This is a genomic window from Priestia sp. LL-8 (assembly GCF_036227845.1).
Lineage (GTDB): Bacteria > Bacillota > Bacilli > Bacillales > Bacillaceae_H > Priestia > Priestia zanthoxyli.
This window is the reverse complement of the sequence record NZ_JAZAQH010000001.1, coordinates 2972445-2985346: the sequence shown is the minus strand read 5'-3', so window position 1 is coordinate 2985346 and position 12902 is coordinate 2972445. Positions and strand designations below refer to the sequence as shown.

The 12902-nt window shown below is 38.5% G+C and carries 13 protein-coding genes and 1 other annotated feature (1 of these 14 only partly in view); of the genes, 10 read left to right on the top strand and 3 right to left on the bottom strand.

The window, feature by feature from the left end; translation table 11 throughout:
* Nucleotides 1-103 (top strand) — a binding site (T-box leader) (it extends 98 nt beyond the left edge of the window).
* A gap of 49 nt (nt 104-152) precedes the next feature.
* The 4 genes from aroC (at nt 153) to U9R83_RS15115 (ending at nt 3871) form a co-directional block, all read left to right on the top strand.
* The gene (aroC, locus tag U9R83_RS15130) at nt 153-1319 is read left to right on the top strand and encodes a chorismate synthase (RefSeq protein WP_013057697.1); all 1167 of its coding nucleotides are present in this window, start codon (nt 153-155) and stop codon (nt 1317-1319) included.
* A gap of 20 nt (nt 1320-1339) precedes the next feature.
* Nucleotides 1340-2197 (top strand): prephenate dehydrogenase, encoded by an 858-nt coding sequence (locus tag U9R83_RS15125; RefSeq protein ID WP_098625859.1) that lies wholly within the window; start codon nt 1340-1342, stop codon nt 2195-2197.
* 15 nt (nt 2198-2212) lie between these two features.
* The gene (aroA, locus tag U9R83_RS15120; protein ID WP_328575324.1) at nt 2213-3484 is read left to right on the top strand and encodes a 3-phosphoshikimate 1-carboxyvinyltransferase; all 1272 of its coding nucleotides are present in this window, start codon (nt 2213-2215) and stop codon (nt 3482-3484) included.
* A gap of 141 nt (nt 3485-3625) precedes the next feature.
* A complete protein-coding gene (locus tag U9R83_RS15115) occupies nt 3626-3871 on the top strand; it encodes a hypothetical protein (RefSeq protein ID WP_013057694.1) in 246 nt (81 codons plus the stop codon).
* 42 nt (nt 3872-3913) lie between these two features.
* Here U9R83_RS15115 and U9R83_RS15110 read toward each other — a convergent pair whose 3' ends face one another.
* A complete protein-coding gene (locus tag U9R83_RS15110; RefSeq protein WP_182420924.1) occupies nt 3914-5458 on the bottom strand; it encodes an FAD-dependent oxidoreductase in 1545 nt (514 codons plus the stop codon).
* 127 nt (nt 5459-5585) lie between these two features.
* Between U9R83_RS15110 and U9R83_RS15105 the strand changes: the two genes are divergently transcribed.
* From U9R83_RS15105 to U9R83_RS15085, 5 genes are all read left to right on the top strand, one after another.
* Nucleotides 5586-5744 (top strand): hypothetical protein, encoded by a 159-nt coding sequence (locus U9R83_RS15105; RefSeq protein WP_189645016.1) that lies wholly within the window; start codon nt 5586-5588, stop codon nt 5742-5744.
* 366 nt (nt 5745-6110) lie between these two features.
* On the top strand, nt 6111-7082 hold the full coding sequence (locus U9R83_RS15100; RefSeq protein ID WP_016764703.1) for an extracellular catalytic domain type 1 short-chain-length polyhydroxyalkanoate depolymerase: 972 nt from the start codon (nt 6111-6113) through the stop codon (nt 7080-7082).
* Between the two features lie 340 nt (nt 7083-7422).
* On the top strand, nt 7423-7842 hold the full coding sequence (locus U9R83_RS15095) for a CBS domain-containing protein (RefSeq protein ID WP_013057690.1): 420 nt from the start codon (nt 7423-7425) through the stop codon (nt 7840-7842).
* Between the two features lie 263 nt (nt 7843-8105).
* Complete coding sequence (locus U9R83_RS15090; protein ID WP_162470339.1) at nt 8106-8462, top strand: hypothetical protein; 357 nt, start codon at nt 8106-8108, stop codon at nt 8460-8462.
* Nucleotides 8463-8520: 58 nt separating this feature from the next.
* Nucleotides 8521-9474: a sporulation protein gene (locus U9R83_RS15085; protein ID WP_226555304.1), complete on the top strand. Its 954-nt coding sequence runs from the start codon at nt 8521-8523 to the stop codon at nt 9472-9474.
* Nucleotides 9475-9503: 29 nt separating this feature from the next.
* Here the strand turns inward: U9R83_RS15085 and U9R83_RS15080 are convergent, their stop codons facing one another.
* Nucleotides 9504-10829: a hemolysin family protein gene (locus tag U9R83_RS15080; protein WP_014459462.1), complete on the bottom strand. Its 1326-nt coding sequence runs from the start codon at nt 10827-10829 to the stop codon at nt 9504-9506.
* A 677-nt stretch (nt 10830-11506) separates the two neighbouring features.
* A complete protein-coding gene (locus tag U9R83_RS15075; protein WP_182420922.1) occupies nt 11507-12139 on the bottom strand; it encodes a spore coat protein in 633 nt (210 codons plus the stop codon).
* 208 nt (nt 12140-12347) lie between these two features.
* On the opposite strand from U9R83_RS15075, the gene U9R83_RS15070 reads away from it, so the two are divergent.
* Nucleotides 12348-12899: a hypothetical protein gene (locus U9R83_RS15070; protein WP_140451414.1), complete on the top strand. Its 552-nt coding sequence runs from the start codon at nt 12348-12350 to the stop codon at nt 12897-12899.
* Nucleotides 12900-12902 lie beyond the last annotated feature (3 nt).

Here is a 12902-nt window from a genome sequence, read left to right as displayed (position 1 = left end):
TTTGAGTACTCTTTTACAGAGCGGTCAGCGGATCGTTAACAATTCGAGGTGGCAAGCAATGTTTGCAACTAGGGTGGTATCGCGAGAAAAACTCGTCCCTATGACGTGGGGGCGAGTTTTTTTATTTTTTATAACAGAAAGGAATCGATAATATGAGATATTTAACAGCAGGAGAATCGCACGGACCTCAATTAACAGCGATTATTGAAGGAGTACCGGCAGGGCTTGAATTAACAGCCGAACATATTAATGAAGATTTAGCAAGAAGACAAAAGGGACATGGGCGCGGACGCCGCATGCAGATTGAAAAAGATCAAGTTCAGATTAAAGGCGGGGTTCGCCACGGTGAGACGCTTGGTTCACCTATTGCTTTAGTGGTTGAAAACAAAGACTTTACTCACTGGAGAAATATTATGGGTGCTGATCCAGTTGATCATGATGAAGAAGTAAAGCGACAAATTACAAAGCCTCGTCCAGGTCACGCGGATTTAAATGGAGCGATTAAATACGGTCACAGAGATATGCGAAACGTATTGGAACGTTCATCTGCTCGTGAAACGACGGTACGAGTAGCTACAGGGGCAGTTGCCAAACAAGTACTAAAAGCTGTAGGCGTAAATATTGCATGTCACGTGCTTGAAATCGGCGGTGTGAAAGCTGAAAAAACGGCATATGAGTCACTGACAGAACTTCAGGAAAAAACAGAAGCGTCACCTGTTCGCTGCTTAGATGAAGAAGCGGGACAGAAGATGATGAAAGCAATCGATGATGCAAAAGAAAATGGAGACAGCATTGGTGGCGTAGTGGAAGTAGTAGTAGAAGGAATGCCTACTGCAGTCGGAAGTTACGTGCACTATGATCGTAAGTTAGATTCAAAGCTAGCTGCTGCCATTATGAGCATTAACGCGTTTAAAGGTGTTGAAATTGGTGTAGGCTTTGAAGCAGCTCGCAGACCGGGAAGTGAAGTACATGATGAAATTTTATGGGATGAACAAAACGGCTATACGCGTAAAACGAACAATGCAGGAGGTTTAGAAGGAGGCATGACAACAGGGATGCCGATTGTTGTGCGAGGCGTCATGAAACCTATTCCTACCTTATATAAGCCGCTGCAAAGTGTAGATATTGATACAAAAGAGCCATTTGCTGCAAGTATTGAGCGCTCTGATAGCTGTGCAGTACCGGCGGCAGCGGTTGTAGCAGAATCAGTGATCGCTTGGGAACTAGCATCTGCTATTATCGATCAGTTTGGGGCAGACCGAATTCAGTTAATTCAAGAAAATGTAAAAAAACACGAAGAATACGCAAAGCAATTTTAAAGAATAGAGGAGAATGAAAGGTGAAAATACGTGTATTACTTATTGGCGTTGGCCTTATTGGAGGATCATTAGCGCTAGCTATGAAGCAGCATCGTCACGTAACAGTCGTTGGAGCTGATATCAACACAAATGAAGTACAAGCAGCCAAACAGCTAGGTATCATTGATTATGTAGCTGAAGATATAAAAACAGAAGCAGCCCAAGCGGATTACATCGTGCTTGCTACTCCAGTAGAGTACACGACAGCATGGATACACGACCTTTCTACTTGGAAGCTTAAAGAAACGGTTATCGTAACGGATGTCGGAAGTACCAAAGGTGAAATTATGAAAGCAGCCCAAGTGCTGAATAAGAAACGCATTTCATTTATTGGCGGGCATCCGATGGCTGGTTCTCACACAAGCGGTGCAGTCAATGCACGAGCGGATTTATTTTGTTCGGCGCGCTATATTTTAACGCCGTTTGAAAATGAGCAAAAAGAAAAAATAGATGCGCTTATGTATTTGCTAGAGCCTACGGGTGCACAATTTGTACCGCTTGATGCAGCTACTCATGACCAAATCACCGGAGTTGTCAGTCATTTACCTCATGTGATTGCGACCAGTCTAGTAAGACAAGTAAAAGGATATTCAGCACAGAATCATCTTGTCACAGAAATGGCAGCAGGCGGTTTTCGAGATATTACGAGAATTGCTTCAAGCAACCCTCATATGTGGAGAGATATACTAAAACAAAATCGTTCTATGCTTTTAACATTGCTTGATGACTGGATGAAAGAAATGGAACAAGTAAAACTATTAGTAGAAAAAGGTGACGGTCACGAATTATTTGATTACTTTTCAGATGCCAAAGAATTTCGTGATTCGCTTCACGCATAAAAGGAGAGACATATTGTGACAGTAAAAGCTTTACGAGGAACGATTCAAATTCCAGGAGATAAATCCATTTCCCACCGTTCCGTTATGTTTGGTTCAATTGCAGAAGGAACAACAACAATTAACGGATTTTTGCCGGGAGATGATTGCCTTAGCACCATTTCCTGCTTTCAAAAACTAGGTGTAGATATTCAAATGATGGATGAACAAAGCGTCGTGGTAAAAGGAAAAGGTATACGAGCTCTAAAAGAGCCATCTGATATTTTAGATGTCGGAAATTCAGGCACAACAATTCGCCTTATGATGGGGATTTTAGCAAATACGCCTTTTCACTCAACGTTAATTGGAGACGAATCCATTGCTAAACGCCCTATGAAGCGTGTGACTGGCCCGCTTCGTGATATGAATATTCATTTAGATGGCCGAAAAGACGCTAATTTTACTCCGCTTGTTATTCGCGGTGGTAAAGCAAAAGGTATACACTACACATCTCCAGTTGCAAGCGCACAAGTAAAATCAGCTATTTTACTTGCTGGACTGCAGGCGGAAGGAACAACTGCTGTAACGGAACCGGCGAAATCGCGTGATCATACAGAACGTATGCTAGAGGCGTTTGGAGTTAAAGTGAAAGAAGAAGGATTAACCGTTTCAATTGAAGGCGGTCAAACGTTAAGAGGAACGCATGTAGAAGTGCCTGGTGATATTTCCTCAGCCGCATTCTTTTTAGTAGCGGGAGCCATTATTGCAAACAGCCGTATTAAAATTCAAAAAGTGGGGATGAACCCGACTCGAACGGGTATTTTAGATGTACTTTTAAATATGGGTGCTTCGATAGAGACAGTCAAAGAAACAAAAGAAACGGCAGAGCCTTATGCAGATTTAGTTGTAGAAGCTTCTCATTTAAAAGGCACAGAAGTAGGCGGCGATTTAATTCCACGTTTAATCGACGAAATTCCAATTATTGCACTAGCTGCCACACAAGCAGAAGGGATTACAGTTATTAAAGATGCTGCAGAGTTAAAAGTCAAAGAAACAAACCGTATTGATACGGTAGTAAATGAGTTAACAAAAATGGGTGCTAATATTGAGGCCACGGAAGATGGAATGATTATTCACGGAGGCACAAAACTTCACGGGGCAAATGTAAACAGCCACGGAGATCACCGCATTGGTATGATGCTCGCTGTTGCCTCTTGTATTGCAGAAGGGGAAACAATTATTGAAAATCGTGACGCGGTATCCGTCTCTTACCCGCAGTTTTTTGCTCACTTAGAGTCTTTACAGCAGTAAATTCCCTTATTATGTTAAAATAGCAGTTTGAAAGTTGTAAGGAATTTATAAAATTAAAACCAATGACTCTATATTTCGCCGGAGAAATCCGATATAATCATTACAACACCTCTAGTATTAAATAGAATTTGGTGAATGATTATGTTTTTGATGATTGTCTACATCGGGGCCATTTTATTTTTTATAAAAATGTTTATGGATCGAGATTTTATTTGGTTTTTGTTTCTATTACCATTTTTAATGTTTGTTATGTTTTTTGAAACAGACTACCTTGATCATGTCCCTGAATCTGGAAGGTTAATTATCTTTACTTTTTCTTTTCTAGTCATTTATGCAATGGTTTTGGTGTATAATCGATACTTTAGAAAAGAAGGATGTAAAGAGTAAACTCAAATGTGAATCCATTAATAATGATAAAAAAAGCATGCCCTACGGCGTGCTTTTTTTATCGCTTGAATTGACATCCACTGGTGTAAGCGGCTTTTTAGCAGGGCCTTCTACCACAGATCCGTCGTAAGAGAAACGAGAACCGTGACAAGGGCAGTCCCACGTGCGGTCACCAGCGTTCCAATTCACTTCACATCCTAAGTGCGTGCATGTAGTATCGACGCAGTGAAGCTTCCCTTGAGGATCTTTATAAGCCCCCGTACGTTTGCTGTTTACATATACGACCGACCCTTCATCATTTTGAAGCTGATCCAGTCCTTTTTCAGGCATTGAAAACTTACCGGTAATAAAGTGTTCAGCCACATCAAGATTTTGACGAAAGAAATGCTTAAGGCTAGGATCCGCATAAAAACGAGATGGATGATACAACTCTGCATAGGGGTTGTCTTTTCCGGTTATTGCATCTCGAATAATGTGTGCTGCAATCGTGCTATGAGTCATTCCCCATTTTTTAAATCCGGTGGCAATAAAGATGTTTGGCTTGCTTTCTTTAATGGGACCGATATATGGAATTTTATCAAGGGTAAATAAATCTTGTGCAGACCATTTATAACGAAAATGTTGAACAGTAAAATTTTCTTCGGCGAACCTCTGAAGGGACTCATAGTGGAACAGAGTATTAATCCCTTGTCCAGCTTTGTGGCCTTCTCCACCAATTAAGATGAGTTCTTCTCCGTCAACTTTTGTTGAACGCAGCGAATGAGTAGGCTGATCAGCACTTAAATACATACCTCCGGGATAAGCTTGTTCAACTTTTGCTGCCAACACATACGAACGTTTGGCATACATGCGCGTATAGTAAAAGCCCGCTCCATCATAAAATGGAAAGTGTGAACACGCCACTACATACTTACAAGAAATTCGATGGCCGTCTCTTGTGACAACGGTGGGCGACGTGCTTTCTTCTACGTCAGTTGCTACGGTATTTTCAAAAATCAATCCGCCGCTTTCTGTGAATTTTTTTGCTAAATGAAGCAGATATTTCAACGGATGAAACTGAGCTTGATCTTTCATAATAGCTGCTGCCCTAATATCAAAATTAAAAGGAAGCTCCGTTGCAAATTCACATGGAATATGTAATCGCTGATAGGCTCGAAATTCTTTACGAACTCGATGATCAAACTCCAGCGTTTCTCCGTATAAGTAAGCATCTTGTACCGAAAAATCACAGTCAATGTTTTCCGTTTGAATTAAGTTTTTCATAAACTGCAGAGCTTGTTCATTTGCTTTATAATACAGCAGCGTTTTTTCTTCGCCAATGTGTGAAAGCAGCTCATCGTAGATAACGTCATGCTGAGCTGTAATCTTTGCTGTTGTGTGACCGGTTGTACCATTTAAAATATTATCAGCTTCAATTAACGCCACGTTCAGCCCTTCTTTTTGTAATAAATAAGCCGTTGTAATACCGCTAATACCGCCTCCTACTACTACAACATCAACTTTTCGATTTTCTGAAAGAGATGGGTATGTTGGAAACTTTAAATGATCGCGCCAGTAGGGTTCAGTATCCTTTGGGATATTTGCCAATTTATTCACCTCCATATGATAAGTCTTATTTTTACCATAGTTTTCTAAAAAATGTATGCAAAATAAAGGAATCTACTCTAATAGCATCTCTTTGCTATACCTATTCAAGCAAAAGGAGGGGGAAAGAGTGATTGCAATCAGCCTTTGTACGATTGTTGCGAACGAAGAAGAGGTTAAACGAAAATATTTGGTCTTCAAGATTCTTCTTTTTCAACGTGGCTTCCGCACCTGCACCTTGCCGTCTGCTACGAAAGAATTGGTGAATAAAAAGCAAAGTATGAAATAGTAAAGGTTACAGATTTAAACATGAAGAGCAATAAATTCATATAAATGATAGGGAGCATCATATAATAAAAGTATAGAGTCTTAATTCGGCAAAGGGCATTGAAACATCAAGGTCCAAATAAAAGGGCAAACGGCATGTTTGTCCTTTTTTCATGATTATAGTGACAATTTTCATATATAGTAATAAAGTATATATATAGCAAAAAAATCCCAAATTTCAAGAAGATAAAAAACGACTTAAAACCAAAACAAGTTGTACTCTCAGAGTATGTAGAACGTGCAAAAAAACGAAATAATATGTAGTATTGTAATACAGGACGTAATTGGGAAGAAAAATGAAAACGTTGACAAAAAGAGGAGGGGTACCATGTTGGGTTCACTACCTAATGTTATAAATACGTCAACGCTTGTGTCTTCAAGTGAACAACAAGAAGCGTCATCTGAATCATTTAAAACATATACTCATAAAGGAAAAAAATTTAAGGTCTATTTACCTAAATCCTATCATATTTTAAAATCTTACCCACTAATGGTTATGCTGCATGGATGTACACAAAATGCAGATGATTTTGCGATAGGCACGCAAATGAATGAGCTCGCCGATGAAAAGGAATTTATTGTCGTATACCCACAGCAGTCTTCTAACTCAAATATGAATAAATGCTGGAACTGGTTTGAACCGCTCCATCAAATTAGAGGGTTTGGCGAACCAGCTATTATCGCAGGAATTGTAAAAAAAGTCCAAAACATGCACTTTATTCAGAAAAATAAAGTGTTTATTGCCGGTCTGTCGGCAGGAGGAGCAATGAGCATCGTTATGGGGGTAACGTATCCAGAACTATTTGCTGGAATAGGTGTGTCAGCAGGTATCGAATATCAGGCGGCTCTTAACGTATTTAATGCGTATTCTGTCATGGCCAGTAAAGGTCCTTCCCCCGTTAAACAAGGGAGAATTGCTTATCAGCAAATGGGAAAACGGGCAAAGCCACTGCCGCTCATTGTATTTCATGGTAACGCTGATTCTACGGTAAATGTAGCCAATGCAGATCAAGTGGTTCACCAGTGGATTACAACGAATAATCTTGCTTATAACGGAAGAATAGATGGATGGATTCAAGATAGCCCGGTTAAAACGAGAGAAGAAAAAATTCTCTTTGGACGGGATTATACCACATATCGCTACGAAAGCAGTAAGGGAGAATTGGCTATCGATAAATATATTATCAATGGAATGGGGCACGCATGGTCCGGAGGGAATTCAGCGGGCAGCTATACAGACCCTAAAGGCCCCAACGCTAGCCGAATCATGTGGGACTTTTTCATGAGTCAAAAAGTATAAACAGAGCATATAATGAGGTTCAGTTGCGTTCTTATCGCAGAGAAGAAGAGCTGAAAGTAGCTCTTCCGGCCCTTATTAGTATAAAAAAGCAGCTGTAGGAACCATCATTTTAACTAGACGTGTTTTTCTAAAAATTAGGATTTGATTATTTAGAAAACGGGTACTGTAATAAAGAAAATAAGAAGCCGAAATTACATAGCTTAGGATTGACAGCTTATAGTTGTAAATGTAAGATAACTGCGAGCTGCATTTTGTATGATTAAAACATTAAAATAAGCCGAAAACTGAAAAAATAAATAGAAATCGTAAGATGAGCGGGTAAGGAAAAGGAGATTAAAAAATGAATATTGCATTTTTCTTAGTACCAAAAAGTGATGTTGTAACACTAAATATTCAATCCACATTAAGACAGGCTCTTGAAAAAATGGAGTATCATCGCTATTCTACAGTTCCGCTGGTTGACGATGATGGTAAATATGTAGGCGTTCTTACTGAAGGAGATCTTCTTTGGAAGTTAAAAAGCCTAGGAGACTATCGCTTTCAAGATACGGAAAATATTAAATTAACAGAGATTGACCGCTATCAAGATTATAACCCAGTTGCTATATATGATGAAGTTCAAAACATCCTTTCAAAAGCAATTGACCAAAATTTTGTTCCTGTAACGGATGATCAAGGTGTATTTATTGGAATTGTGAGAAGAAGAGAAATTCTGGAGTTTTATGCAGAAAGCGCAAGTAAAGTGAAAAATCAAATATAAAAAAGGCCATCTTTAGATGGCTTTTTTTCTTGTCTTAGCTGCCCCGCATATACTCCTAAAAACAGGCTTAGGTCATGGCCCACAGCAATGCACTTCCTTGTACTAGTTTACATAATCTATTTATATATAGGTATAAAATTGCCTATATAAATCTTATTTATAGATAAGGATGGTTTATGTGAGTTACAACAACAAAAAGAACTGTTGCTGGTGTTCTAATCAGTATTATTACAAAACTTCTGGTTATGATCCAAGAAGTAGCCATGAAGGAAAATGCTGTCATAACGATTATAAGCATAACGATCATTGTCCTAAACATGATGATGATCATCGTTCAGGTCATAAAAAATGTCATCATGGCGGGGGTCACGGTGGCGATCACGGCGGTAACCACGGTGGGGGTCATGGCGACAATCATGGTGGACATCACGGCGGTAACCACGATGGAGGGCATCACGATGGTAACCACAGTGGCTGTCATCACGGCGGACATCACGGCGGTTGTAAAAAACGTCATTGCTGCAAAAGACGTAACTGCTGCTGGGGCTGGGTTTTTTAATACAGGAGCTTCAAAGCAACAGAAAGAACTCAAGAAATTGAGTTCTTTTTTTGTAAGTTGAAACTTATAAACGGTATACTTCGTATATATAGTAAGAGCATTTTGGAGGAGGAAAAAAAATGTTTAAAAAAATGTTTGCTAAAATTGGAGTTGGAGCTGCCAAAGTGGATTTACGACTAAATGAAACGGCCTATACGCTCGGTCAAGTAATTGAAGGAGCTATTGTCATCCAAGGTGGAAACGTTCAGCAACATATTAATTTAATTGATGTTGAATTTTGGCTTGAAGTTCAAATGAAAAGCGGTCAAATGCATACACATCGTGTGGAAAGCCTGCGCGCAGCTTCCTCGTTTACAATTAGTGAAGGAGAGAAAAAAGAAATTCCATTTACATATCATTTACCTTTGGATCTTCCAATCTCTGCGAGCAACGTTAGCTATTTCTTTAAGACATACTTAGATATTGAAGGAGGAGTTGACTCAACAGACCGGGACCCTGTGCGCATTAAAGCTCCAAAAAGCCTATATCAGCTAGTAGAGGGATTTGAAGCACTTGGGTTTAGAGAAAAACATCATTCAGGAAAATTTAACGGATACAAACAAGAATTTGCATTTTTTCCTACAGACTTCTTAAAGGGGTATGTAAATGAGGTTGAGTTTGAGGTAGCCATTGAACGAGAAGGTATTCGCGTGTTGTTGGAGCTAGATTTACCTTCTTTCGGCCGAGAGAGGGAAATAAAAAACGAACTCTTTTTTACAAACGATGAACTAAGCCAGCCATCCACTATCGCTCGCTTGCTGGAAGAAGCGATGGAAGAGATGATGGAAAACCCTCGAGACTATGAGTATTATAAGCCTTCTCACTATGATCAGCGTTCACACCACCCACGTATGAGCGGGTTAGGAGGAGCAATGGGAGGCTTTGCAGCAGGTATGTTAGGCGGGCTGCTCATTGAGAATTTGATGGATGATATGTTTGAAGACTCGGCTCTTGGTGAAATTGGAGAAGATATTGAAGAAGCCGGGGAGGACCTGTTGGATGGAGATTTTTTTGATGGAGGAGACGATTGGTAAAAGGAGTTTTGAATAACTAAAAAGGATGATTAATGATGATCATCCTTTTTTTCTTTCTTCTTTCTTTTTTTTACTTCTATATACTTAATGTGAAAATCTTCTATAATCAACACTTTAAAGTAAAATTGCTCATGCTGAATGATATCATTTTTGGTCACATCAAACTTTTCGGTTAACACCCACCCGGCAATGGTATCTACTTCTTCGTCGCTAATATCCGTGCCGAGTAAATCATTTACTTGGCTAATGAGCATTTTTCCGTCAAGAATATAATGATCGTCTTTAATTTTTTGTACATAAGGAATTTCGTCCGTATCAAACTCATCTCGAATTTCTCCCACAATTTCTTCAATAATGTCTTCTACTGTGACAAGCCCAGCAGTTCCGCCATACTCATCAAAGAGAATAGCCATTTGAATACGTTCTTTTTGCATCTTTACAAGCAAGTCATGAATAGGTACGGTTTCAATTACTTTAAAAATAGGCTTGACGTACGATTCCAACGTATTGGTGCCGTCTTTTTCATTAAATACAATATCGTTATAAATTTCTTTAATATTAACGAGACCGATTACTTTATCTTTATCCCCATCTTCAACAATTGGATAGCGCGTATATTTTTCGACATTTGCGATTTGCAAAAAAACCTCTACGACGTCGTCTTTTGAAGCACTCACAATTTCCGTACGAGGGACCATTACTTCTTTAGCTAAACGATCATCAAAATCAAAAATTTTACTCATATATCGATATTCGGATTGATTGATTTCACCGCCTTCAAAGCTCTCAGATAACAAAATGCGAAGCTCTTCTTCACTATGAGCAGCTTCATTTTCTGAAATCATCGTTATACCAAAAACCTTGGTCAGCATACGAGCTGAGCCGTTTAATATTTTAATGAACGGATACATAAGTTTGTAAAACACGATAATCGGTTTTGCAAAGTTCAGCGTAATTTGTTCAGACATTTGAATAGCAAACGTTTTAGGAGCTAATTCTCCCAAGACAACATGTAAAAAAGTAATAACAACAAATGCAATGACAAAAGATAAAATACCAGCAAGCGGCTCATTCGTATGGAAGGTAGTAAAAAGAGGGTGAAGCAACCGATCTAGCGTCGGTTCACCAAGCCAGCCAAGCCCAAGAGCCGTGATGGTGATACCAAGCTGACAAGCGGATAGATATTCATCTAGATGCGTAATAACATGTTTGGCAGAGATGGCTTTTTTATTTCCTTCTTCTAAAAGCTGATTGATTTTTGAACTCCTTACTTTTACAATAGCGAATTCTGTCGCTACAAAAAAAGCAGTTAATGCAATTAAAACCGCGACTAATAGTAATTTTACGGCGATCATTAAAGTCACCACCTTGTACGTAAATGTATATCTTAAGTGTTAGCCAAAGTGGAGAAAACATGTATTAAATCCGGAAAAGAAAAACGCACATAAAAAAACTGCTTCTATCTTTAAAAAGAATAAGAAGCAGTTTATTATGTTACATGTTCATTTAGGGGAATTAATCTTAACTTTACCATCATGGTCTATCACATATCGGTTCTACAGTTCAACTGACTTTTAGCAAACGTATTGCGAGCGTGTTATGACACCTCCTTTAACTGTAATCCGAGTATATATGATGCATCTCTCACTCCTTTCTATTGGTTAAATTTATTATAATACATAATTAATCAAAATACTACAAATATTCAGAAAATAATTCAAAATGCATAGTTTTTTGTCATTTTCTGAAATATATGCGCAAAAGAGATTGAGACACAACTATATTCATCGAATCTAAAAGGGAACAAATTGGATAAATGATCGAGTATGGATCGCTTGTTCCACCGCTGTTGATTTGTGTGCATGACTTCGCTTTCCGAAGAAGTCTTTGCCTTGCCCTCCAATCAACAGCTAGAAGCAACTCTAAATATATTAACATTAAACCTATATTCACCCTACCAATGAAAAGATCCGAACGATGAATCGTTCGGATCTTCCTTTAATTAAAATACGTTTGTCCCAGCCTCTTTTAATTAATGCAGCTTATGGTTATTAGGCATCTGAGGAGAGGCAGCTGCTTTTGCAAAACTTGTGATCATTTGCTGCATATCTTCTTTTGCAAGCTGAGGCACTTGATAATAATAGTGTTTATTTTGATAAAGAGAAATTTCATAAGCCATTTCAATCCAATTAGGAACGCTGTCTCCGAATATTCGGCGAACAACAGGATTTGTTATTTCTAAAGCGGTCATGGTTAAAAGAGATGCCTGAGACTTGACTAGACCTAGCATATGACCTGATATGCCTTTTTCATTAATTTCCTCAACGGACTGATTCGGCTTTTTAGGCTGCGAAGGCTTTAAGCCATAAACAAAGGTATGAGACTGCTTCATGTTATACACATGTGTAGAACCGGCCGGCTTTTGACCAGTAGAAAAAGCTTCTACGATTAAATTATATTCATTTAAAATAAACTGATATTGCCGATCAATGATATCAAGCAGCTCTTGTTCTTTTACATATTGCCTAAACATCATAAACTGATCCATTACATTAATCGAGCCGGCAAGTGTTTCATGAACGTCAAATAGTTCATGCCCTCCATGGTTCAATTGAGGGGGTACAGCTCCAGTTTGCATGTTTGTAGGAAGTTCGTGATTATTCATACTAAGTCCTCCTTAAAATCGGTATCGACTATAGTCTTTAAACTTCTTCAGGTTTTATACTTAAACTTGATTTATTCATAAAATGTTGCTCTACATAACTTAATTTACATCTAGTTATTTAATTAAAGGGTAAAAGTGAAAGGGTTTTATGAAAAAAAAGCGAATATCAATAACAATTCACGATCTATAGATAGGGGAATCAAAAAACATGAATGAGCTGCTGTCATACTCAAGTGAATTAAAACATGAAGCGCATCAACTGGTGGTATCCAATCATTTATTGGATCTGTTAAAAGAATATGGTTGTCCTCTTTCAGGGGAGAGTTTCGAGTTAAATGTCATGACAAATCGCATCCTTAATTTTTACGTAGGAAATGATGAAATGGATGAAGAATCTATTTTTCACATGGGGTATCAGCTTACAAAACGTTTTAACCCTTATAAGATGATATTTGCTAATGAAAAAGATAAGTATCAGTGGAGTGTGTATATGATTCAGAAGGGAGAAGAGTGGAAGCTTGATATTTCCGTGCTTCCAGAAAATATCGTGAAGGACAAAGTTGAGAAACAAGAGTTATTAAAATCACTTCTCACTGAAAAGAAGCGGGAATGCATTTTATTTTTCAAACAGCAAAGCGGATATAATCGCTATTATACGAGTGATCACGTCTATAAGGCTGTGCTAGAAGATGGCATTCACGATGATATGTCTTTTTTTATGTGGCTGCAAAGACAAAAAAAAGTAAATCAACAAACGTAAAAA